This is a genomic window from Paenibacillus sp. CMAA1364, from assembly GCF_054373195.1.
Genome location: NZ_JBITNB010000013.1, coordinates 13274 through 37238, shown reverse-complemented (window position 1 = coordinate 37238; position 23965 = coordinate 13274). Strand labels below are relative to the sequence as shown.

Annotated in this window: 24 protein-coding genes; 14 read left to right on the top strand and 10 right to left on the bottom strand. The window is 40.8% G+C overall.

Annotation, left to right across the window (positions count from 1 at the left end; genetic code table 11):
* Nucleotides 1–14: 14 nt before the first annotated feature.
* The 3 genes from ACH8E3_RS09860 (at nucleotide 15) to ACH8E3_RS09850 (ending at nucleotide 1927) form a co-directional block, all read left to right on the top strand.
* Nucleotides 15–338 (top strand): 2Fe-2S iron-sulfur cluster-binding protein, encoded by a 324-nt coding sequence (locus ACH8E3_RS09860; RefSeq protein WP_458632461.1) that lies wholly within the window; start codon nucleotides 15–17, stop codon nucleotides 336–338.
* Nucleotides 339–767: 429 nt separating this feature from the next.
* Nucleotides 768–1157 carry an RDD family protein gene (locus ACH8E3_RS09855; protein WP_458632460.1) on the top strand — a complete coding sequence of 130 codons (390 nt, stop codon included), beginning with the start codon at nucleotides 768–770 and terminating at the stop codon, nucleotides 1155–1157.
* The gene (locus ACH8E3_RS09850) at nucleotides 1157–1927 is read left to right on the top strand and encodes a DUF4184 family protein (RefSeq protein ID WP_458632459.1); all 771 of its coding nucleotides are present in this window, start codon (nucleotides 1157–1159) and stop codon (nucleotides 1925–1927) included. Before ACH8E3_RS09855 ends, ACH8E3_RS09850 begins: the two co-directional genes overlap by 1 nt.
* Before the next feature lie 55 nt (nucleotides 1928–1982).
* On the opposite strand, the gene ACH8E3_RS09845 is transcribed toward ACH8E3_RS09850, so the two are convergent.
* Nucleotides 1983–2546 carry a hypothetical protein gene (locus ACH8E3_RS09845; RefSeq protein ID WP_458632458.1) on the bottom strand — a complete coding sequence of 188 codons (564 nt, stop codon included), beginning with the start codon at nucleotides 2544–2546 and terminating at the stop codon, nucleotides 1983–1985.
* A 342-nt stretch (nucleotides 2547–2888) separates the two neighbouring features.
* Here ACH8E3_RS09845 and tkt point away from each other — a divergent pair, with 342 nt between their 5' ends.
* Entirely contained in the window at nucleotides 2889–4931 is a 2043-nt protein-coding gene (gene tkt, locus ACH8E3_RS09840; RefSeq protein ID WP_458632457.1) for a transketolase, read from the top strand.
* 94 nt (nucleotides 4932–5025) lie between these two features.
* Here the strand turns inward: tkt and ACH8E3_RS09835 are convergent, their stop codons facing one another.
* Complete coding sequence (locus ACH8E3_RS09835; protein ID WP_458632493.1) at nucleotides 5026–5928, bottom strand: NAD(P)-dependent oxidoreductase; 903 nt, start codon at nucleotides 5926–5928, stop codon at nucleotides 5026–5028.
* A 187-nt stretch (nucleotides 5929–6115) separates the two neighbouring features.
* Between ACH8E3_RS09835 and ACH8E3_RS09830 the strand changes: the two genes are divergently transcribed.
* The 9 genes from ACH8E3_RS09830 to ACH8E3_RS09790 all read left to right on the top strand — a co-directional run bounded on the left by ACH8E3_RS09830 (nucleotide 6116) and on the right by ACH8E3_RS09790 (nucleotide 14850).
* Nucleotides 6116–7471: a glucose-6-phosphate isomerase gene (locus ACH8E3_RS09830; protein WP_458632456.1), complete on the top strand. Its 1356-nt coding sequence runs from the start codon at nucleotides 6116–6118 to the stop codon at nucleotides 7469–7471.
* A 154-nt stretch (nucleotides 7472–7625) separates the two neighbouring features.
* Nucleotides 7626–8258, top strand: a complete 633-nt coding sequence (locus ACH8E3_RS09825; RefSeq protein ID WP_458632455.1) for a YigZ family protein — start codon at nucleotides 7626–7628, stop codon at nucleotides 8256–8258.
* 5 nt (nucleotides 8259–8263) lie between these two features.
* Nucleotides 8264–8830, top strand: a complete 567-nt coding sequence (locus ACH8E3_RS09820) for a TetR/AcrR family transcriptional regulator (protein ID WP_458632454.1) — start codon at nucleotides 8264–8266, stop codon at nucleotides 8828–8830.
* 220 nt (nucleotides 8831–9050) lie between these two features.
* The gene (gene cysT, locus ACH8E3_RS09815; RefSeq protein ID WP_458632453.1) at nucleotides 9051–9866 is read left to right on the top strand and encodes a sulfate ABC transporter permease subunit CysT; all 816 of its coding nucleotides are present in this window, start codon (nucleotides 9051–9053) and stop codon (nucleotides 9864–9866) included.
* Nucleotides 9863–10660 (top strand): sulfate ABC transporter permease subunit, encoded by a 798-nt coding sequence (locus ACH8E3_RS09810; protein ID WP_458632452.1) that lies wholly within the window; start codon nucleotides 9863–9865, stop codon nucleotides 10658–10660. Before cysT ends, ACH8E3_RS09810 begins: the two co-directional genes overlap by 4 nt.
* 1 nt (nucleotide 10661) lies before the next feature.
* A complete protein-coding gene (locus ACH8E3_RS09805; RefSeq protein WP_458632451.1) occupies nucleotides 10662–11726 on the top strand; it encodes a sulfate/molybdate ABC transporter ATP-binding protein in 1065 nt (354 codons plus the stop codon).
* Between the two features lie 37 nt (nucleotides 11727–11763).
* Nucleotides 11764–12816: a sulfate ABC transporter substrate-binding protein gene (locus ACH8E3_RS09800; protein WP_458632450.1), complete on the top strand. Its 1053-nt coding sequence runs from the start codon at nucleotides 11764–11766 to the stop codon at nucleotides 12814–12816.
* Between the two features lie 158 nt (nucleotides 12817–12974).
* Nucleotides 12975–13745 (top strand): MBL fold metallo-hydrolase, encoded by a 771-nt coding sequence (locus tag ACH8E3_RS09795; RefSeq protein WP_458632449.1) that lies wholly within the window; start codon nucleotides 12975–12977, stop codon nucleotides 13743–13745.
* Nucleotides 13746–13776: 31 nt separating this feature from the next.
* Entirely contained in the window at nucleotides 13777–14850 is a 1074-nt protein-coding gene (locus tag ACH8E3_RS09790; protein WP_458632448.1) for a site-2 protease family protein, read from the top strand.
* A 425-nt stretch (nucleotides 14851–15275) separates the two neighbouring features.
* On the opposite strand, the gene ACH8E3_RS09785 is transcribed toward ACH8E3_RS09790, so the two are convergent.
* From ACH8E3_RS09785 to ACH8E3_RS09755, 7 genes are all read right to left on the bottom strand, one after another.
* A complete protein-coding gene (locus ACH8E3_RS09785; protein ID WP_458632447.1) occupies nucleotides 15276–16076 on the bottom strand; it encodes a Cof-type HAD-IIB family hydrolase in 801 nt (266 codons plus the stop codon).
* 64 nt (nucleotides 16077–16140) lie between these two features.
* On the bottom strand, nucleotides 16141–17046 hold the full coding sequence (locus tag ACH8E3_RS09780; RefSeq protein ID WP_458632492.1) for a DMT family transporter: 906 nt from the start codon (nucleotides 17044–17046) through the stop codon (nucleotides 16141–16143).
* A 55-nt stretch (nucleotides 17047–17101) separates the two neighbouring features.
* Nucleotides 17102–18181, bottom strand: a complete 1080-nt coding sequence (locus ACH8E3_RS09775; RefSeq protein ID WP_458632446.1) for a GerAB/ArcD/ProY family transporter — start codon at nucleotides 18179–18181, stop codon at nucleotides 17102–17104.
* 48 nt (nucleotides 18182–18229) lie between these two features.
* Nucleotides 18230–18463, bottom strand: a complete 234-nt coding sequence (locus ACH8E3_RS09770; protein ID WP_458632445.1) for a hypothetical protein — start codon at nucleotides 18461–18463, stop codon at nucleotides 18230–18232.
* 19 nt (nucleotides 18464–18482) lie between these two features.
* Nucleotides 18483–19589, bottom strand: a complete 1107-nt coding sequence (locus tag ACH8E3_RS09765) for a GerAB/ArcD/ProY family transporter (RefSeq protein ID WP_458632444.1) — start codon at nucleotides 19587–19589, stop codon at nucleotides 18483–18485.
* An 18-nt stretch (nucleotides 19590–19607) separates the two neighbouring features.
* Entirely contained in the window at nucleotides 19608–20804 is a 1197-nt protein-coding gene (locus ACH8E3_RS09760) for a Ger(x)C family spore germination protein (RefSeq protein ID WP_458632443.1), read from the bottom strand.
* A gap of 3 nt (nucleotides 20805–20807) precedes the next feature.
* Nucleotides 20808–22412 carry a spore germination protein gene (locus ACH8E3_RS09755; RefSeq protein WP_458632442.1) on the bottom strand — a complete coding sequence of 535 codons (1605 nt, stop codon included), beginning with the start codon at nucleotides 22410–22412 and terminating at the stop codon, nucleotides 20808–20810.
* A 144-nt stretch (nucleotides 22413–22556) separates the two neighbouring features.
* Between ACH8E3_RS09755 and ACH8E3_RS09750 the strand changes: the two genes are divergently transcribed.
* A complete protein-coding gene (locus ACH8E3_RS09750) occupies nucleotides 22557–22817 on the top strand; it encodes a YqkE family protein (RefSeq protein WP_458632441.1) in 261 nt (86 codons plus the stop codon).
* A 56-nt stretch (nucleotides 22818–22873) separates the two neighbouring features.
* On the opposite strand, the gene ACH8E3_RS09745 is transcribed toward ACH8E3_RS09750, so the two are convergent.
* On the bottom strand, nucleotides 22874–23875 hold the full coding sequence (locus ACH8E3_RS09745) for a lipoate--protein ligase (protein WP_458632440.1): 1002 nt from the start codon (nucleotides 23873–23875) through the stop codon (nucleotides 22874–22876).
* Nucleotides 23876–23965 lie beyond the last annotated feature (90 nt).

Genomic DNA, 23965 nt, shown 5'->3' with positions numbered 1-23965 from the left:
AGGGAGCTAATAACATGCCAACAATTCAAGTAGAAGGTAAAGACTCATTTCAAGCGGAGGAAGGTAGAAAGTTAGTACTTGTCCTTGAAGACCATGGTGTGGATATTCTACACCGTTGTGGGGGAAATGCAAGATGTACAACTTGTCGGGTAGAGATTCTTGAAGGCGACGCAGGAGCAATCGGTGAAGTGGAAGCAGAGCTTCTGGCGAAGAAAGAAATCACAGATCCTACGATCCGTTTATCTTGTCAGATTCGCGTCCACAGTGACCTAACAGTGAGACCTTTGATGACAGCTTCCGAATCCGGCTTAGAACCGGGTGGACGACCACAAGAATAACAATAGGATAAGAAATGTGTTATGTGAACTTTGTGTTGAAATGCATCCCATAGAATAGACATTGGAATAACCTTTAGGTTGAACTGATGAAATTCTAAGGGGTGCATTTTTTAATGTCTGTAGAGAAGAACGTTCATAGTAACTGCAAAAAGAGCACTTAATCACAAGGAATAATGATAAGGTAGGCATGTAAGTGCATGAATGGCATCTAAATTAATCAGATTCGTCTATATTGTTGATAATCCAGTAAATAGCTGTACTTTATGCAACTAAAGCTTAACCATACAGAAATTTGAACAAAACTAGTGACTTTTTTACAACTATTGACGTTTAATCCTTAAGTAAAGATTTGCAGAAGTGTCTTCATTTCGAAGAATCAATCAAAAGATGTATCTGACTTTTATTTAATCATAAAGAAAGGAGCTTTTTATGAATCAAGAAGCGGGGTTTTGGGTTAGATTAGGTGCTGGAATACTAGATGGACTTATTGTTGGCATACCACTAGCTATCATTTTTGGAGGTTGGGATAGTGAAGGAACCCTGAAGGGTCTCTTCATGGATTTGTATATATTGATCCTACCCGTCATCTGGGGCGGCTATACCATAGGCAAACGAATCTGCAGAATACGTATTAGAAAAGTTAGCGATCATTCTTCTCCTGGTATTGGGACGATGCTATTACGTAATATTGTCGGGGGAATAGTCTATGCACTGACATTGGGTATCGGAGTCATTGTCAGTGTATTTATGGTTTCCCTCCGGGAAGATAAACGAGCCCTTCACGATTTCATCGCAGGAACGGAAGTCATTCATGATTAATGAAAGGAATTAGATATATGCCCTTTACGCTTGCACATCCAATGTTTGCTGCACCATTAAAGGTTATGAAACCCAAATATATTAGTTTAACAGGAATTATTCTTGGTAGTATGGCTCCAGATTTTGAATATTTCATAGCACTTGAGCCTTATCAGACTATAGGCCATTCTTTAGAAGGACTTTTCTATCAAGCTATTCCATTAAGTATAGTGTTGGCCTTTGTCTTTCATTATTTGATTAAGGTCCCTCTAGCTCATAATTTACCTTCTATCTTTCAGTTGGATGCAAAAGCTTATGGAATCATTCAAGAGTGGAAATTGGATAAGTTACGTAGCTGGGTTGTTTTTATTATCTCTGTCATTGTTGGGTTTTACTCACATATCTTAGTTGATGCATTTACACATCAGTCGGGAAAAATGGTTTCTAAATATATATTTTTGCAAGGTCATATGGTGGGCATTCCTATATATAAACTCCTCCAATATACGTTATCAATTGTGGGATTATTCGTTGAGGGAATAATCATATTACGAATGCTCAATAAAAGCCCAGTGAGTAATAAATATATTAGCATAGCAACTGTAGCTAAAATCAAATATTGGACATTGGTATTTCTGATCATGCTAACAACCATATTATTAAAATTAATATTTACCTCAAGTCATAATCTCATTGGTATTGTAATTGTTTCTTCTATCTCTGGATTCTTTATTGGATTGGTAGTGTCAAGTATCGTATATATAAAACAACAAGCGGATATCGGCACATAACCGATATCCGCTTGTTATTTATCTGTGCATTTCGTAAGTTTGCTATGTTTGCACGTTACGCCGTTACGGTACGTTTGAAAGGTAACTTTGAGGGTATAACATAAGGTCGAAGATCTCCAGCATAGATTAACTCCAGTTGCGACGTATGGACGAAGTCACCTGGCGTAGCAAAGGATGAACACTTATTCACTAGACGTACCCCGCTAGTCTCAAATACAGTAGCTACGAATTGAGAACAGAAATAGGTCTTGTCTCTCTTAATTTGGATATTGAGTAAGAGTCCGAACATGCCGATCAGATTATATTTATATTGATCATGGTTGAGTTCCATATGGAGAATTTGGTTGCGAATATTATCGTATTCCTGGGCAGTAACTTTACAGGAGTATACTGCACATGTAGCATCTCTGAAGAAATCACCATTCATATCTTCCTTTACAAAACCTGCGAAAAAGGGATTGCTCGGATTCTTTCGACCGAAGCTATACACTTGTGTTAATTCTCGATCAAAAGCGATTGATGCATGATTAAGAGGATCTTTGGTGAACCATTTAATAGTCTTTGTAAGAAGTGTTCCCGTATCCGTTAATAGAACATAGACTTCATACTCATCAGACATCTATATCATCCTCCGCGTCAAACTTTTCATTACGGTATATTATGGGTTAGAAAGTAACTTATTGCGTTGTATTGGGTTGTAATGTATTTATAGTCTAACATAGGCTTCTCTTGATTTACTATGATTCATTTAGACCTTCTAAATGATTATATTATTTATTTATGGGGAATAAGTCATGTGCGGAAGGTGAAAACTGAACAAGGCTATGGAAAAGAAGTGAGCCAAGTGTTACAATAAGTCATATTGAGACATTCAAACCGTGTTTATTTCGTGTATACACAATAAATATAGTTTTGAATGCTCCGTAAGTGATGATTCTACAGATATAAGAGGAGGATAAAGATGACTGACAATAATCAAGTAATCAACAAAGAAGAGAATAATAAGATTGATAATTTATCCATTACAACGATTCGTACGTTATCGATTGATGCTATTGAGAAGGCGAATTCTGGACATCCAGGTATGCCAATGGGTTCTGCGCCTATGGGGTATCAGCTATTCGCTAAGACGATGAATCATAATCCTGATGAACCTACATGGATCAATCGTGACCGTTTCGTATTATCTGCTGGACATGGATCCATGTTGTTGTATAGCTTACTTCATTTGAGCGGGTATGATCTTCCAATGGAAGAATTGAAGCAATTCCGTCAATGGGGAAGCTTAACGCCAGGACACCCAGAGTATGGTCACACGGCAGGTGTGGATGCTACAACGGGTCCTTTGGGTCAAGGTATTGGTATGGCTGTTGGTATGGCTATGGCAGAAGCACAACTAGGTGCTACGTATAACCAAGATAACTTCAAAGTGGTTGACCATTTCACGTATGCTATCTGTGGAGATGGTGATCTTATGGAAGGAATCTCTAGCGAATCCGCATCATTGGCAGCACATCTTAAATTAGGTAAGTTAATCACGCTATATGATTCCAACGATATTTCATTGGACGGTAAACTTAATCTCTCCTTCTCTGAGAGTGTACAAAAGCGTTTCGAAGCTTATGGATGGCAAGTATTGCGCGTAGAAGATGGCAATGATCTACCTGCCATTGAGAAAGCAATTAAAGAAGCACAAGCGGATTTAGAGCGTCCAACATTGATTGAAGTGAAAACCGTCATTGGTTATGGTAGCCCTAACAAGCAGGGTAAAGGTGGAAGTGGCGGTACGCACGGTTCTCCACTAGGCGCTGACGAAGCGAAGTTAACGAAAGAATATTATAAATGGGTATATGAAGAAGATTTCTATGTGCCGGAAGAAGTTCGTGAACATTTCGCTACTGTGAAACAAAAAGGAATTGACTCCTATAAAGCATGGGAAGAGCAATTTGCACAATATAAAAAGGCATATCCTGAGCTTGCAGCACAGTTCGAGAACGCCGTATCTGAACAATTACCTGAAGGTTGGGATGCTGATCTTCCTAAATACAGTACGGAAGATAACGCCGTATCCACTCGTGTTGCTTCTGGTAAAGCATTGAACGGTCTAGTTGGACGTGTGCCACAGCTACTAGGTGGATCTGCGGACTTAGAAAGCTCAACGATGACGCATTTGAATGGCTTACCTACATTTAATCCTGAAGATTATTCAGGCCGCAATGTATATTATGGCGTCCGCGAATTTGGTATGGCGGCTGCTATGAACGGTATTGCATTGCATAAAGGACTTAAGATCTTCGGTGGAACATTCTTTGTATTCACGGACTATTTACGTCCAGCAATACGTCTAGCATCCATCATGGGTCTGCCGGTAACGTATGTATTGACACATGATAGTATCGCAGTAGGTGAAGATGGTCCAACACATGAACCGATCGAACAGTTAGCTTCACTACGTATTATTCCAGGTCTTACCGTTATTCGTCCTGCGGATGCGAATGAGACTTCTGCAGCATGGGCGTATACGGTTGAGAATACTTCTAACCCAGTAGCTCTAGTATTAACACGTCAGAATCTTCCGATTCTTGCTGCATCCGTAGATGGCGCGCGTGAAGGTATTAAACGTGGAGCTTATGTCGTTGCAGATGCGAAGAATGGCAAGCCAGTAGCGCAGATCCTTGCTACAGGTTCCGAAGTTCAATTAGCTGTGAAGGCACAAGAAGAGTTAGCGAAAGAGGGCATCGAGGTACGTGTTGTCAGTATGCCAAGTTGGGATTTATTCGAGAAGCAAGATAAGGCTTATAAAGATTCTGTGATCTTGCCTGAAGTGAAAGCTCGTCTAGCGGTTGAAATGGCTTATCCACTTGGATGGGAGAAATATGTTGGAGATCAAGGTGATATTCTAGGTATTTCTACATTTGGAGCATCTGCACCGGGGGATCGTGTCATGAAAGAGTACGGCTTTAATGTTGAGAATGTAGTTAGTCGTGTCAAAGCGCTACTATAATCTATAACAAAAGTATGAAATAGAATGTTAAAAAGGGTAAGCCCGTATATAACGACGGGCATACCCTTTTTACTACAATATATCGGATCAAATGTTACAAAGGCTTACCACCAATGGTATGTCCGATCCATGCTTCGTAGCATTTCACAACAGCAGAGAGATCTTCTTCTCCGAAGCCCTGACTTTGTCCTGTTTGGAATAAGCTCTTTGCTAGGTTCAGCATAGGCGTAGGTAGACCGATGGTATCAGTAAGTGAAGAGGCTAACTTCAGATCTTTGAGCATAAGCTGTAAAGAGAACTGATTACTGAAGTCATGATCGATGATCTTACGACCTTTCAGATCAGCGGCTTTGCTTCCAGCAGAACCTAACTGGACAAGTTCTAGGAAGGTGTCCGCAGGAATGCCTGCTTTTGAAGCCATGGCTAGACCCTCAACTAAAGCTAGATTGTTGATGCCAACCATCGTGTTATGAGCTAATTTAGCAACAGCTCCGCTACCATTTGGGCCCATATGGAGCACCTTTTTTCCTAGGGTGTCAAAAATGTCGGATTGATCGGATATGATCTTATCGTCGCCACCGACCATGAAGACCAGTGTGCCATCGATCGCTGCCGGTTTGCTACCTGTTACTGGGGCATCCAGAAAGTGTCCACCTCGTGTGGTTATTTCAGTAGCTAATTGTTTGACCAATTCTGGTGAAATGGTGCTTGAATCAATAACAGTGTGTCCGTTGCCAATGGATGCAAGAATGCCATCTTCACCATAATAAATACTAAGAATCGAATCGTCATTACTCACCATAGTGATGATGACGTCTTGTCCAACAGTTGCTTCACGTGGTGTTTTGGCAAGTGATGCGCCCTTGGCTATAAGCGATTGACATTTAGAAGAGGTACGGTTGTAGACCGTTACTTCAAATCCGTTGTTCATTAGGTTGATTGCCATCGGCAAACCCATGGTACCCAGTCCTATAAAACCAATCTTCTTCACATGTATCACCTTCGCAATCTTAAGATATGTACGTTATTTATTTTAACATTTGCATCCCATACAATCCATTGGTCGTAGTAATGAGTTGCGTTCATATGATGTACAACCTTGCCAGTGCTAGGATTTTGAAGTATTCTTGTTTACAGTAGTTGTAGAGAGTAATAGAAAAACAATCGGGAGGTTACCATTACCTATGTCTAAGAAAATTGATTTTGATTACAGTAAAGCTCTTTCTTTTATCAATCAACATGAAATTGACTATTTAGCTGAACCTATCAAGCTTGCTCATGAGCAGTTACACAATGGAACTGGAGTAGGATCTGACGCTTTAGGATGGATTGATTTACCTACACAATATGATAAAGAAGAATTTGCACGCATTCAGAAAGCTGCGAAGAAGATTCAAAGTGATTCTGATGTGCTTATCGTTATCGGTATTGGTGGATCTTACCTAGGCGCGCGAGCAGCCATTGAAGCTCTGTCACACTCATTCTACAATATGCTTCCAAAAGATAAGCGTAAGACACCTGAGATTTACTTCGCTGGTAACAATATTAGCTCTACATATATTACGCATCTCTTGGATCTCGTTGAAGGCAAGGATTTCTCTGTCAATGTTATTTCGAAGTCTGGAACAACAACAGAGCCTGCTGTAGCATTCCGTATTTTCCGTGCTGCTCTTGAAGAGAAGTATGGTAAAGAAGAAGCTCGCAAGCGTATCTACGCTACAACAGATAAAGAAAAAGGTGCACTTAAGAAGTTAGCTAATGAAGAAGGATATGAATCTTTCATCATTCCTGATGACGTTGGTGGACGATTCTCAGTTCTAACAGCGGTGGGCCTATTACCAATTGCAACAGCAGGTATTGCCATTGAAGAAATGATGCAAGGTGCGGCTGACGCTTCTAAGGAATTCAGTAACCCTAACGTGGCTGAGAATTTAAGTTATCAATATGCTGCTGTACGTAACGCGCTATATCGTAAAGGTAAAGCGATAGAAATTCTTGTCAACTATGAGCCATCTCTACACTACGTATCCGAATGGTGGAAGCAACTATTTGGCGAGAGTGAAGGTAAAGATTATAAGGGTATCTATCCTGCTTCGGTTGATTTCTCTACGGATCTACACTCCATGGGGCAGTTCATCCAAGAAGGTAGCCGCAACATATTTGAGACCATTATCCAAGTGGAAGAAGTAACTGAACATATTACCATCAATAGCGATCCGGATGATTTAGATGGATTGAATTTCTTAGCAGGCAAGACGATGGATTTCGTGAACAAGAAGGCGTTCCAAGGTACCATGCTTGCACATACGGACGGACAAGTGCCGAACCTTATTGTAACTGTTCCTAATATGACACCTTATACATTCGGATATCTTGTATATTTCTTTGAAAAGGCTGTTGGAATTAGTGGTTACTTACAAGGCGTAAATCCATTTGACCAACCAGGTGTTGAAGCTTATAAGAAGAATATGTTCGCACTCCTAGGTAAACCAGGCTATGAGAGAGAAAAGGCTGAACTAGAAGCAAGACTTACAGAATAAATGATCGCTCATATAATGACTATAGAGTGAAGATATACATCCAAGAAGGCAGTTCACCGGTTGCACCATATTCGGGGGACTGCTTTCTTGAAATATAGATTACTAGTGTGTTATTCGAGTTCAGCTTAGCGATGACATAGGGAAGTGTTATAGTATGATTGAGAGTTATAAGACGGTTAGAGAGACAGGATCTAAGGAGATTGTGATTAAGAAGTCTAGGTTTATTGGACATGTTATGCCTGTTACGACAGAAGCGCAAGCGAATGCATTTATAGATGACATCAAGAAGCAACACTGGAATGCAACGCATAACTGTTCAGCATACATGCTGGGTGAGAGAAATGAGATTCAGAAACAATCTGATGATGGCGAACCCAGCGGAACTGCAGGTAAACCTATCCTAGAAGTCATTCGTAACCAAGGGTTAAGTAACGTTGCGATTGTAGTCACCCGATATTTCGGAGGGATTATGTTAGGTGCAGGAGGCTTGATCCGGGCATACACAGATGGAGCCGTTGTAGCGATTGAATCAGGAGATCCTATCACTCGTCTTCTACATCGACAGATCTACGTAGACATAGACTATACGTGGTTAGCTAAGATAGAGAATGAGCTACGTAATCAAGCGATTAGAACAGGGGAAACTTTATTTACCGAAAGAGTAAAGCTAGTATGTCTTCCGAAGAATCACGAAGTAGAGAAATTTAAATTTTGGATAACTGACTTTACGCAAGGTCAATCTGTCATTTCTGAGGGAGAGCAGCTTTATTTTATTGAAGGGGAATAATGTCTATGGCTAGAAGAGCAGTGGAGCGAGAATTATCGAGAGAACGAATCTTGGAAGCAGCCAGACACCTGTTTATTACTAAAGGATACCGTGCGATTTCAATGCGTAGCATAGGTCAGCATTTAGGTTATAGCCATGGCTCATTATATTATCATTTCAAAGAGAAAGCGGAGTTGTTCTACGCAATTGTAGTGGAAGATTTCGGTCATCTAACACAACGAATGCTCCAAGTAACACATGTGCAAGAGACAGAAGAACTGTCTAAATTAGAGCATCTGTTGATGGAATTCATCTCATTTGGAATGAATCATCCACATCAATATGAAATTATGTTTATGATTCGTGATGAGGAGTTGCTAGCATACTGTCGTGCAGAGCAAGGCCGCTGCTTTGAATTGTTCACATCAATTGTAATGACATACTTACAAGAGCAACCTAAGGAATGGGCACGAACCTTATTTCTATCATTGCACGGATTCATCTCCTATTATATTCAAGATCGAGTGAGCTTTGAAGAAGTCAAACCACAGGCTTATTCGCACGTGAGGATTCTCTGTCGTGGTCTGAAGTGATCGGGTAGGTTATATACAATAGCAGCTGAATATCAAGCATTAGAAGAAGATCAATCCTTATTCGATAAGGGTTGATCTTCTTTTGTAATAAAAGTGTTGACGTGCATAGGCAATTGTTGGTAAAGTACTAATATATTAAACCAAGTAATTACATAGGTATTATATAAATTGAATAAACGATGACTTTTATTTTATGTGGCTTGAGAAGGGGGGGGCAAGGATGAATACTTTAATCAAACATAAGGGATGGACATGGGGATTTCGTAGCACAGTTCTTCTGTACTTCTTCTTGTTGATCATTCTTCCTTTATCAGGTGTTTATTACAATTCATTCTCGCTTGGGTGGGGAATGTTTATGGAGAGTGTCAGCGATCCTCTCGCTTGGAAGGCTATTCTTTTAACATTGAGATTAGCGCTGATAGCAACATTCATCAATGTTGTTATTGGAACTATGATTGCATGGGTATTGAATCGCTATAAGTTTGTTGGCAGATCCATTCTGAATAGTCTGGTAGATCTCCCCTTTGCACTTCCCACAGCGGTAGGTGGCCTGATGATATTGCTGTTGTTAGGACCCGGTAGTCTACTGGGATCGTTAGCTGCTTCATTCGGATTGGAAATTGTATTCCATGAACCAGCGATTGTTATTGCGATGGTGTTTGTTACGTTTCCTTTTGTCATTCGAGCGGTACAGCCTCTGCTAGAAGAGATAGATACTTCCGAAGAAGAAGCAGCGTATACGATGGGGGCTTCAGGGTTTCGTGTATTTCGAAGTGTTATTCTTCCTTCAATGGCACCCGGGATAATTAGTGGAGGTATGCTTGCCTTCTCGAGAGCATTAGCGGAATTCGGCGCAGTTGTGTTAATAGCTGGTAATATTCCAGGTCGCACATTAGTAGCCTCTGTATATATTTTTGGTGAAGTCGAAAGTGATAATGTGACTGGTGCAGCGGCGGTATCTATCCTATTGCTGACGCTGTCCTTTTCAATATTGTGGTGTATTAATATGGTGCAAATGAGAGGGAGAAGATCATGAGAATATGGTGGATAACGCTGACCTATACTGTGTTTACGCTGTTAATCATCATACCCCTCATTACCATGACTACAGGCGCATTTAGGGATGGATTCAGTGGTTGGACGAACGCGTTACTAAGACCAGAAGCGATTCACGCCTTGATGATGACGGGAATGGTCGTGCTTGTTGTGACAGGTATGAATACGTTGTTTGGGGTGATGATGGCTATCTACTTAGTTAGAGGAGATTGGCTAAGCCTTAAAGTAAAGGGATTCTTAAATAGTATTGTGGACCTACCTTATGCCGTATCCCCTGTTATTGGGGGACTGATGATTGTGCTGTTGCTAGGCCCTGATAGTATCATGGGGGCATTCTTTGATAACATTGGATTTCAAGTTGTTTATGCATTTCCAGGGATGGTTATTGCCACGCTATTCGTTACATTTCCATTAATGGTAAGAGAAGTAATGCCTGTATTACAAGAAATAGGATCACAACAGGAAGAAGCAGCCTCAACACTGGGGGCATACCCTTGGATAACCTTTTGGAAGGTCACTTGGCCATCTATACAATGGGCAGTGTTATACGGTGTAATACTAACGGTTGCTCGTTCACTTGGGGAATTCGGCGCTGTGCTAGTCGTGTCAGGGAATATCATGAACAGAACGCAGACTGCAACGACATTAGTATATCAAGATGTTGAGAATTTCAATGTGGTCGCCGCGAATAGTGTAGCCCTTGTACTTGCGGCAACATCGATCGCTTTACTACTGATTATGGAGTGGACGAGGAAAAGAAAGGGCGTGTCTTAATATGCATATTGAAGTACGTGGACTAAATAAACATTTTGGAGAATTTCATGCCGTTAAGGACGTAAGTTTTGATATACAAAAGGGGCATCTAATCGGATTGTTGGGACCTAGTGGTGGTGGCAAGACGTCTATCTTAAGAATGTTAGCTGGTCTAGAGAAAATGGATTCAGGTGAGATTCGTTTTCATGGCGAATTAGTCAATGATTTACCTCCTCAAGAGCGGGGCATCGGATTTGTATTTCAGAATTATGCATTGTTCAAGCATATGACGGTATTTGACAATATTGCCTTTGGTCTGAAAGTGAAGAAGATACCCCAAGGTAAAGTGAAGGAACGCGTGATGGAATTGGTAGAGCTTACAGGTCTTCAAGGGTTCGAGAAACGTTATCCACATCAATTATCAGGTGGACAACGGCAACGTGTGGCATTTGCTCGTGCTCTAGCTCCTGAACCACAATTATTGTTGCTAGACGAGCCATTTGCAGCGATTGACGCTAAGATTCGTTCAGAGCTACGAACATGGCTTAAAGATTTGATTGAACGGGTAGGGATCACTTCGATATTTGTAACACATGATCAAGATGAAGCGATTGAGGTAGCTGATGAGATTATGATCATTCATGATGGTCGTGTGGAACAGAAGGGGACACCATGGGACATTTATAAAGAGCCGAAGACACCTTTTGTAGCTACATTTATTGGAGAGTCAACAATGATTGAAGATGTCTCACAATTAAAGGGATTCGATGATGCGGAAGCAACAGCAGGAACGCGTGCGCTCATCCGTCCAGAATATATGGAGATAGGACGTAAAAATGAGTTCGTTTTCGCTTCAGCTACGGAACAAGGATTCATTCGACATTTACATTTCCGTGGAAGTGAGTGGCTCGTTGAGGTTGAAGTAGGTGGTCATAAGATAAGCACCTATCGTTCATTAGAGAAAGAAACGCTACGTCTAGGCGATGAAGTAACTGTGTTGATTCATCGAGCGTATCTGTTCAATGACGAGCGGAGTTGGATTATGGAGAACAAGTTGAAGGTAGATCCGATGTCCATGATGATTTAGGTATAGGGACATCAGGAAATGGAGAGAGGAGATCACTATGGAATTTCGTATTCGTAACATTGGCTTGAGGTTGTTGATGATCGCGTCCATAGTTACTACGATGGGTTGTAGTAAAGATACTACAATGTCGAGTAGCCATCACACTCAACCCATCGATGATATAACCCTTGTCATCGGTGCCTATAGCGTAGCAAAGGATGCGTTGACAGAAATATTACCTGATTTCAAGCAGGAATGGAAAGAGCGAACGGGACAGAGTATTCATTTTCAAGAATCGTATGAAGCTTCTGGGACACAAGCGCGTGCTATTGTGGGAGGGTTTGAAGCGGACGTGACGCTTCTGGCAATGGAAGGGGATATGGATAAACTCGTAAAGGCTAACCTTGTAGACTTGCAATGGAAGAACACCCCCGAGAAAGGCATGGTAAGCCGCTCTATTGTTGTGTTGGGTACGCGAGAAGGGAATCCATTAGGAATAAAGGATTTCACTGATCTAACGAAGCCGGGTATCAAGGTGGTCTATCCGAATCCCAAAACATCAGGTGGTGCACAATGGGATATCAATGCCCTATATGGTGCTGGGCTCAAGTGGTCTGAAGAACAAGGTTCGAAGAATCCAGAATCGGCCAAACGATTTCTTGAACAGGTCCATCAGAATATTGAGTCTCTTGATAAAAGTGGAAGATCATCCATGGCAGCATTTGAATATGGTGTAGGGGATGTCATTGTTACCTATGAGAATGAGTTGCGTGCTCGAATTCAAAAAGGTGTGAAATACGAGATTGTGATTCCAAGAGACACGATACTGATCGAGAATCCTGCTGCAGTGGTTAGTAAATATGCTGATAGGCATGGTACACGAGAGGTCGCGGAAGCCTTTGTACAATATTTACGAAGTGAGCATGCCCAGCGGATTTTCGCAAAGCATGGATTTCGATCCATCAATGAAACGGTATACAATGAGAATAAAGGTGAATATCCAGTACCAGAAGGACTATTCGATATTGAATATTTAGGTGGGTGGGATCATGTGCGTGAAACACTATACTCCAAACGTGGTGTCTGGTATCAAGTATTAGCAGGGATATAAGTGGAATAGAGATATAAATAAGCGTTCGCAAAGAAACTTCCTTAGGTTAGAGGATGTTTCTTTTTTTACGTAAAGTGGATTATGGCTTATAATGAAGCTATACATATATAGTGTTCAAGCACATATTGGTTGTCATAAGAGCTAAGGAGTGGATACTTATGGATCATGTTATATTTCTTGGAACGGGTGATGCCATGGGCGTTCCAAGAGTATATTGCGATTGTAGCGTATGTACCGAATCAAGGTTAAGCGGTATGAATCGGAGATTAAGATCTTCTGTGATGATCGAAGGGGAATGGGGTTCTTTCCTCATCGATTGTGGCCCGGATTGGCGTAAGCAGATGGAAACGCTTGGTTCTAGAATGACGAAGCAAGTGTTGATTACACATGCACATTTTGACCATATTGCAGGATTGCCAGAGTGGGCAGATGCATGCCGTTGGACAGGTACAAGAGGACAGTTGTATGCGCCCCAAGAAGTGATCACTGCGATATTAGCACAGTTTCCCTGGTTGAGTAATCAACTAGAGATGACCCCTATGGATCGAGGAATTAAATTAGGGGGGTGGCAGATTACAGGTTGGAAGGTCTGTCACGGAAAGAATGGTTACTCCTATGCTTACCGACTCGAGAAGGATGGATACCAATGGGGATATTGCTCAGATGCCATTAACCTAAGTCTAGAAGAGAAACAAAGATTGTTCGATTTGGATTTATTGATACTTGGGACTAGCTACTATCACGAAATAGCAGCGTTCCATTCACGTTCGGTATACGATATGAAGGAAGCCGAAGTGTTGTTACAAGAAACTAGGCCCCAAAAGGCCATATACACACATATGTCTCATGATGTTGATCTTAATCAGAATTATCATCTTCCATCATTTGTGACACTGGCACATACAGGTCTACAAGTGAAGCTGAGTTGATGCATGGAGAGTAAATGGAGGGAACAACGTTATGTCGGCAACGAAGAAGAAAAAGGATTCGCGTCTATGGTATCTAGGAAGTGCTATTACCTTTCTACTACTTAAAGGAAAATCATTGCTAGCACTTTTGAAATTCGGAAAATTTGGTGGAGCGATATTCTCCATGGTGATTTCAATCGGCGCATATGCACTAATCTATCCATGGGGTTTTGCGATTGGTATTGTATTATTACTATTTATTCACGAAATGGGTCATGTGATCGCGGCTAAGCAGAAGGGACTTCCTGTCTCGGCACCTTTATTTATCCCATTTCTTGGTGCGATGATTGCGATGAAGAAACATCCACAAGATGCCTCAACGGAAGCTTATATCGCATTAGGTGGACCGATATTAGGTAGTTTAGGTGCACTGGGTGTATTTGCTGGAGCTTATTATTGGGATAGTCCTCTATTATATTCGTTGGCTTATGTAGGATTCTTCCTTAATCTCATCAATTTATTGCCCATCCATCCATTAGATGGTGGACGAATTGCTACAGCCGTTTCGCGCTGGTTATGGGTTGTAGGATTAATTGGAGGGTTAGTATTTATTGTTTATATGCGTTCCATTCTATTCTTTATCATATGGGCATTATTCGCTTATGATTTATATAAGAAATATATTAAAGGTAGGAAAAAAGAGATTATCGAGTCTGTCACTGCCACGTTTGATGTGCCTGTAGGACAACTGTATATAGCGGGTCATATCATTCCCGGACCAGAGCACACAAGAGAGTTACCATTTATGACCTATAGTCGAGTTGAGGATCAACGACAATACGTAAGGATGGAGTGGCTTGGCTTGGATTTCAGAGGTGAAGTCTCGATGCCACAGCAGGGAATCATCAAGAAAGTTCATGTGACAGGATTGGAACACCAGCATGGCGAAGAGGAATATCATGTCAAAGTGAATTGCAAGCTGGACTATGTCCGTCATGAGAATGACAAGTATTATGATGTTCCAATGTCATCTCGCATGAAATTTGGCGTGAGTTATGCTGTATTAGCTGGACTATTGGCTGGGATGATGTTCATGGTTCATAGCGTAGGGAATATAGGATTATAATTTGTCTAATGAATAAAGGACAGTCCCCAAAGTCATGATTGGCTTGGGGGCAGGCTTTTGGCAATTTATCGCAGGCTTTTGGCACTCTCTCGCTACTGAATACTTTTAATGGAATTCACAGATCTTATTATGCGAAAAAACGGAAAGATTGAAGTCTAACGGAACTACAAGCCTTTATATACAAATCAATAGCTAAAATTCGAAGTGAAAAACCAAATAAGGGCGATCATTTCCGTTAAAAGTTCAAAAGTGACGTTTCAGCCACAATAGCTGCTGCTGTTTCCGTTAGAAAATGTACGCGTGGAGATAATGGATGCTTAAAGTAGCGCAGAGCACTTGATTAACGTTCTCCTACAAAACAAATGGGGTGCCCCTAGTCATATTCATGACTTGTGGGACAGCCCCTTTTTTGACTTTCTAATCATTTACTCTGGATTTAAGACGAATTTCTCCAATACCTGTGCAATACCATCTTCATTATTACTTAATGTGATATAATCGGCTATTTCCTTCAGCGCATCGATTGAGTTCCCCATCGCTACACCTAGACCTGCCGCTTCTAGCATCTCGTGGTCATTCCAAGAATCACCAATGGCGATCGTTTCTGAAATACCGACGTTAAAATGTTTAGCTAAGAAGCGAAGTGCATGCCCTTTCGTACCATCGCGGTGCATGATTTCCAAGAAATGTGGTTTGGACTTGGTGATATGGACTTGATCTCCAAGCAATTCACGAAGGATGGGAGCTATCTCATCCAAATAAGCGGGATCATCAATGATGAGCATTTTGGGTGTAGGTTGTTCCACTAGCTTAGCGAAATCAGGCTCAATGTAGAATGGCGTACCATTTAGTCCGCAATAATCAATCAGCTTTTGATTCTCTTCTCTAGCATAGAGTTTATCATCGATATAAGTCTGCACATGTAAGTCATGCTCGATACAATAATCAAAAAGTTTACGCGCAGCATCCGTTGGAACGAAACATTCATATAATACTTTTTCGTCGAGAAGATTCTTAATAAGTGCCCCTTGATAGGTAATGATTGGAACGTTCAGACCTAACTGACGAGCAACATGCTGTGCAGATGCATAAGCACGTCCCGTAGCTAGCGTAACAACAACATCTTTAGCAACGGCCTGTTCGAGTGCCTTTTGTGTGGATGGTAGCACATCCTTGTTGTCGTTAATCAATGTGTCATCGATGTCGATGGCAATTAATTTGTACATGATTTTCTCTCCCTACCTCGTATAATGATTGTCTGTCTATCTCTATTGTAATCTATTTCGCTTGTCATGTGCTTGCTGTAGATTTTAATTCCGCAAGTAACATCCCCGATAATATACATACACAGCCAATGATAGCAGAGATGCCCAATACTTCTCCACCAAATATCGCACCTGTGATAGCGGCGAATACGGGTTCCGTTGCATAAATAATAGATACTCGTGTAGGCGATGTGAACTTCTGGCAGACGATTTGGATCCAAAAGGCAAGTGCGCTCGTAGGTCCAATCGATATGAGTAGTGCGAAGAACACTTTCGGTTGCATGATCGTATGACCGAATTGCGAAATGGATCCTACATCCTCGAATATAAATGAACTGAATACACTTAGAATGCCGACAATCGCCAATTGAATCGTTGTAAGTATCAGTGCTGGATACTTTGGCGCATAGATAGCTGTGAATACGATCTGTAGTGCAAACCCAACGGCACATAGAAGGATAAACATATCCCCCTTATTGAAGTTGAAAGAAGATCCTGCGAAAGTAAGCAAGAACAATCCTGCCAAGGCTAGACCTGCACTTATCCAAATATATTTCGTAAGTGGGTGTTTGAGTAGAAGGAAAGATAAAAAGGGAACCAAGACAACGGACATTCCTGTAATAAATCCTGCGTTAGATGTCGTTGTATAGAGTAATCCTATCGTTTGAAATGAATACCCTACAAATAAAAAGACACCTAGTATACTAGCGTGTCCTACCATGGCCCAAGAAAGTTGCTTCCATGTATCCGGATAGATGAACGTTAGAATAAAAGCGAGTAATATAGCTGCACCCACAAATCTTATGCCATTAAAGGCGAGTGGTGGAAGTACTGCAATGGCATTTTGAACGATGAGGAAGGTAGATCCCCACATCATCGCCACAAGGAGAAGACTTAAGTTAGCGAGTAGAGAGCGATTCACAGGTAACATCCTTTCTGGAATTATATGCATAGACGGTATCGTATCATAAATCTTACCCGTTCCACTATCTTTTTATGATACTAATGCCACATAAGATCAACGGGAATAGTAATCCCATCGTTAACGCATGAACGTTCCAAATGGGTGTGAATTCATAGAAATAAGCTGTGTTTGGAAAAAAAACTTGAGCCAAGACCACCATGATGATGGCGATGGGAAGTGTTAAGAAGCGGTATTCCTTCAAATTGAATATATGAGCTATGCTCACGACGCATATATAGAATAGTACGGCTAGTCTAACAAAGATCGTCATAAACCAAGTGAAAGCTGCAATACCTTCAATCCGTTCCAAGAAAGAACCTATACTAATGTTTTTGGAAACTACATAAGTTGGAAATGAAAAATTAGCTGAAAGGGGGCCTAAAGATAGAATGGTGATTGTTGAAACGATAGCTAATAGGCTACCCCCAATGAAGACACCTATGAATAAGCCTAACCCGTTTTTCTCTTTATGCTTAACAAAAGGGAATAACAACATTACAATGATCGATTCTAGAAAAGGATAAGCAATGAAGTTGAGAGCTCCCGACAAAACGGGCTTCATTCCATACTCAAGGAACGGTTCGAAATTTTCCATTTTGAATTGAGGAGTAATCATAAGGACAAAGGAGAAGATGAGGAAGATTACAAACGGGAACAACAACTCTGCCGTTCGAGCTAATGGCTCGAGTCCAAGCCGCACTCCCATAATGACCACAAGGAGGAAAAAGATATATATCGCTTGAGATGGCGTGTTCACCAGTACCTCCGAGGTTATGAAGTCTCCAATATTTCGAAGAGTAAGGACCGCGGTGAAGAAGGGAAATGTAATAATAAACAGAAGGTAAGTGGCTTTTCCTATCCATTTGCTTAGAAGCTTCTCCATATACGCTGTGAATGTTGAATGTGAGAATTGCTTGCCGAGATAAATGTAAATTGGCAGAATCAATAATCCTGCAGCAAGTGCGATAAGTGCTGCTAGCCAACTATCTTGTTTGGCTTCGCTGGCTATGAGTGATGGTATTGTTAATATGGCACTTCCGATCATATATAAAGCTGTTACTATGGAAAGTTGACGATAACTAATTCTTTCAATATTTAACACGGAGACACAACCTTCCAATATGACTTTTGTGAAAATTAGAATGCTGTATTATTTTAACCATACTTGAACTAGGTCTGAGACAGGTTTATAAACAAAGGTTAACCAATCCAGTGGGTTAGGAATATTAAAGCGTAACGCTTGACTGATGGCCAAGATCGTACCGAACAACAAGAGAATCGAGAATACCCAAAGTTCCCTTATTAATTTCTTTCTAATAAGAGGGGGGACATCAATCGCAATGATTATAGCTATAACGAATACAATCCCAGCCACAGACAGCATACTAATTGCTCCTTTGCCTTCAAGTTGAAGTGGATTTCTTGAATTTCTTGCGGATATAATGGACCGCTAATAGTATCAAAGGTAAGAGTAAACCATAGGTCATATCGAAGTATGGCCAATAATTTGCTAGCACTTTATTATAATAGGCGATATTAGGGGCGATAATTGCTGAGAGTACGAGCATAAGCATACCTGATGGCAAAGTTAACATTCGATATTCCTTTAAGTTCAATAACTGTGCTAATCCGAAATTAAACGCATAGAAATAAAGTGAAAGTTTTATAAATGTAGTTAATAACCATATGAAAGCTAATAGAACTTCAATTCTCTCGAAGAAATGTCCAATGCTTATCCTCTTTGCTAAGTAATAACTTGGATATACACCTCTTACAATCGCATCCGCACCAATAACAAGGATAGAAACAAAGATCAGGATAATTAATATAATGCCGCCCATCAATGCCCCTTTAAACAATCCCGTTCTAAATTTATTTGTTTGGCTTAAGTTTGGCACTAACATCAACATGATAACTAGTTCCATAAAAGGGAAGGAAACGAAGGAGATAGATCCAAGTAATACGGGATGTATGCCATTCTCTAGAATGGGTTGTAAATTTATCATTTGAGCTTGTGGCACAACAGCAATAAATAGAATGAATAGAGTTATTACAATAGCAGGTAGGAACAACTCCCCAAAACGTCCTATGACTTCGATACCTAATCGTACTGCCATAATCACAACAGATCCAAATAATATTTGAATAGCTTGGATAGGAGTTCCTTGCAATAGTTCGATCCTTATAAAATCACCAATCTCCCTGAAAATGGCGACTGAGACTAGTAAGAAATACAATAGTACCAAGGTAGCTACGAGTGACCCGACCCAAGTACCTAGGATTTTTTGTGTAGATTGAACTAAGGTCAATTGCGGATATAGATTCCCGACCGCACTGATGATATATACAATCAATAAACCGATCGTTACTCCTATCACAGCAGATATCCAAGCATCCCGATGTGCCGCTGTTGCCGTAATCGTAGGTAATACAAGAATGGCATCCCCTACTGTGCTGAGTAATACCAAAATGGTGAATTGGCGAATACTGAGTATGCGATTCTCGAACATAATTAGCCTCACCTCATTCTATTCCTTAACATCATTGAGAAAAGAGTTGGATATTTTTCCTAAGTAATTAATCTTAGAACGTACCTTCACATGGACGGAAAGCGTACTAAAGGTATGATTCCAATCCTCTTTCAATTTGCGCCATTCCTTAGGATTGGAGCGATGTATAACTTCACCAAATCCAAAAATGTCTACTTTGTATTCTTGTTGAACTCTAGCTATGGTCTTCTCAATTAATTCTTCCAATCTTCGATTCTCTAAACCTTCTAATTCTGTAATGGTCTTTGACTTTGTTAGATTAAGTCGACATTGTATCTCACCTACATTGGATTGTGGATACACTTCGATATCTATACGAGGTCGACCATTATGCATGGATCCTTTCACTTTTGTGTCTGATCGAATCACTTTCAAAGCTAATCTACCTCCATCGGGACAGCTGACATTGCTAACGGTACTGCTAATTTCGTTGGCAATATAGTTGTAAGCTATCCCCTCGTTTTCTGTCAGCCAACCAATCAGCTTGTCTTTTTTGAATACCCCTAGATTGGTATATCGCATGTCAGTAGGTGAATCTATAATATTTATATTTTCTTGGCTTTGTCCAAATTCAACATCCCCAAAGATTTGAATTCCTGTCAGCACGGGGTTTGTACCATCGCTCACAAGCTCAGATATGAGTTGAAACATAGTCACCTTTCTGGTGGAGGCCCATTTATCATGGGATGTATTCAGCGTAGAAAACAAACTGGAAGCAGGTACTTTATCGAGGTTAGTCAATACCTTCATCGTATCTTCAGCACTACATTCCTTAGATACAACAATCAAAAAGTCATTTCGAGTCTCAGGGTCTCTAGATAAGAGTTCAAGAGCACTAGAGATTCCCTCTTTAGCTAAAGATTCACCTAAGACAAGTACCCGCAGATGTGCAAAATAAACAAGTCGAGGATTAACTGTTGTTAATTTTCGAATGGCTTCTAATATGGTTTCTCCTGTTGCTTGAAATAATGTAACAGGCGCTGAACCGCCACCCAGTTTACCTGTAACTTCATTAGGCTCGGCAACTTGTACCGAAACTTTGTATTGGTCTCCCGATTTATCGATTCCTATCCCCACGGCGATAGATAGTTCATTTAATTCTTTGCGACTCCAACAGCCAGTGACGAACAAGGCCAAGATAATCCATATCATGACAAACAGACCACTTTTCTTCAAGGGTTAACCTCCTATATCATCTTTAGGCTTTTGAGGAGGGGGACTTTGTGATCGAATGCTATTACTCTGATGAATGAGTCGTGGTCGAGTGATCATAGCCCAACGTGGCAACCTGAAAAGAGCGTCCTTATGATCTTCCAAGTTAAATGGAGAAAATGGGCTCGTATAGGGTACCCCAAAAGAACGTAAGCTGGTTAAATGAAGCACAATGGCGATAAGAGCTATAATAATACCGAACATACCGAAAGATGCAGCAAGTGCCATGATCGGGAAACGTAACATTCTGATGGTCATTGCCAAGTCATAGGAAGGTATAACGAAGCTTGAAACGGCTGTTATCGCAATGATAATAACCATGGCCGCAGATATGACACCTGCCTCAACTGCAGCGGAACCAATGACCAACGTACCCACAATGGATATGGATTGGGCAATAGCTTTAGGCATTCGGATACTGGCTTCCCTCAAAATTTCAAACGTCACTTCCATCAAGAGTGCTTCGATAAATGCGGGGAGGGGCACTCCTTCGCGTTGTGCAGCCAGACTTATAATAAGTTGTGTGGGTAACATTTCTTGATGAAAGGTAGTAATGGCCAAATAAAAAGAAGGGCCAAGTAAAGCGATAAAAATACTGAAAAAGCGGAGTATACGAATGAGGGTACTGATGTCCGCTCGTTCATAGTAATCCTCTGCAGCCTGAATGTACGAGAGAACGGTCGCAGGAACAATGAGTGACACCGGTGTTCCATCTACTAATATGGAAACTTTACCTTCTAATAGATCTGCGGCAACGACATCGGGTCGTTCCGTATGATAGATTGTAGGAAAAGGTGTATATGTCTCATCCTGAATTAATTCTTCGAGATAGCCGGTTTCTAGAATACCATCGATATCAATTCGATTTAAACGAGCATGTACTTCTGCTAAAACTCCTTCATCCACAATCCCCTTAATGTACATGATCGCAACATTAGTTTTAGTGACTCTTCCAATTTCCATCGTTTCAAGCCAAAGATTTGGATCCTTTATCTTTCGACGTACTAATGCTGTATTGGTGCGTAAGCTCTCTGAGAATCCTTCTTTCGGTCCCCGAATCACGGTTTCTGTCGTGGATTCCGTTACGCCACGATCCTTCCATTCGCGCATACCGATGGAGAAACCGATGTCATATCCATCTACTAACAGGATAGCATCACCTGATAACATGGATGTAAACAACGGACTGAACTCTGAGATATTCTTGATCTCTCCGACAGTTAGTATTTTATCTTGTAATAGTTGGAAGGTATCTTCTTTAGAGAAATTGTTATTATTCATATCCAAATAGGGGAGATCAAGCATCAGTGATTCCATAATGAAGTTCTGGATAGATTTGGAGGACGATAAACCGTCTGTATAGAAAATAGCAGCACTAGTCTCTCGCTGCGAGCCAATCTGAATCTCCCTTATAATAACGTCGGTGCTATTGCCTACCGTATCCTTGATATATTGAATATTTTCTTTGAGATTAGATTTTAAATGTTCCTTATAGGGCTCCTTGCTTGAGTCGGATTGAGCTTGTGAAGACCCTCTGAATATCTTCAGAATAAGTTTGTTGAATAAGTTCATCCTCTGTCTTCCCCTCTTTAGTTGCTACTAAAGGTATTTCCAAAAGGAGGATCACATATACCACATCTTTATAGTATGTACAGGGATGAACGTAGAATGAGCATTCAAAGGCTGTTATAATGGAGTTGGAATGGAGATGATTCAATGGGTAAGAAACAAAGACCTGCCTCGGCTCCGAAGAAGGATTCCGAATACAAGCCAACTACACTGAAAGACTTATTAAGCAGTGATATGCTAGAACAGTTGAAGTCGCAGGCAGAAGAGATGAAAGCAGAGGAAAAGAAGAAAAAAGAAGAAATAGAATTACAGAAGGTGGAAGCGCGTAAGCTAGAACAAAAGAAATTAGATAACAATTTTGAACATTTGCTTGAGAATAGCAGTCTCGATTGGCGTAAATATAAATAAAGTGAAGGGCTGTCCCACATAGCCAGCTGATGACTAATCGGACAGCCCTTCATACGCTATTCCTCCAGAAACACAAGCCCAACAAAGTCGTCTAACTCAAGGTTGCCGAAATAGTGCCTTATATCAAGATCCGATAAAGCCGTACGGACTTCTGTGTCATCGTATTTTTTACCTCGTAATACATTTTCGATATCAGATACATCACCTACACCGAAGAAGTCACCATAAATCTTAATGTCTTGGATTCTACCTTCATTAATATTCATGCGTAGATCGATGATACCGACAGAGAACTTCTTCGAGTGTTTCACATTGGATTCCGGAGATATGCCATAGTTCCAATCCCAATTCTGGTAGTGTTCCTCGGAGATTTGGTTGATCTGTTTCCAATCATCTTCCTTCAAATGGTATTGGGGAATATCCTCAACATTCATTCCAAATATAGAGCGCAGAAGTTCAGCGCGGAATTCCTCAATGGTCATAGAACCTTCCATTAGGTCACTTATATTCGCAACACGACTACGAACAGATTTTGTGCTCTTAGATTTGAATTTCTCGGGATTGACGTTCAGGGAAGCTTGGACATCGTCTAAGTTCAGGTTGAACATTAATGTGCCATGGCTGAACATCCGACCTCGAGTTGAGAATTGTGCATTACCAGATATCTTCTGTTCTCCAACCTGTATATCGTTACGACCCGTAAGTTCTGCTTTTACCCCCATTTGGTGGAGTGCATCAATAACGGGTTGTGTGAATTTGGCGAAATTGTGGAAGGAATGACCATCATCCTTCGTAATGAAGCTGAAGTTCAGGTTGCCTAGATCATGGTACACCGCACCACCGCCCGAGAGACGACGGACAATTTGTACATTATTGTCTTTGCAATATTCTTGATTAATTTCTTCAATGGTATTCTGGTGTTTACCAATGATGACAGAAGGTTGATTAATGTAGAACAACAAATAGCTATCTTCCATTGGAAGATGTTTTAGTGCATATTCTTCTATGGCCAGGTTAATAGCTGGGTCATGAATTCCTTGATTATCGATGAATAGCATAGTGTACTCTACTCCTCTACTCTTTTTAAGGTATGTAATCTTCTTTAATCCTGTATAATTGTAAACTAAATACGAATGAGATACAAAGGA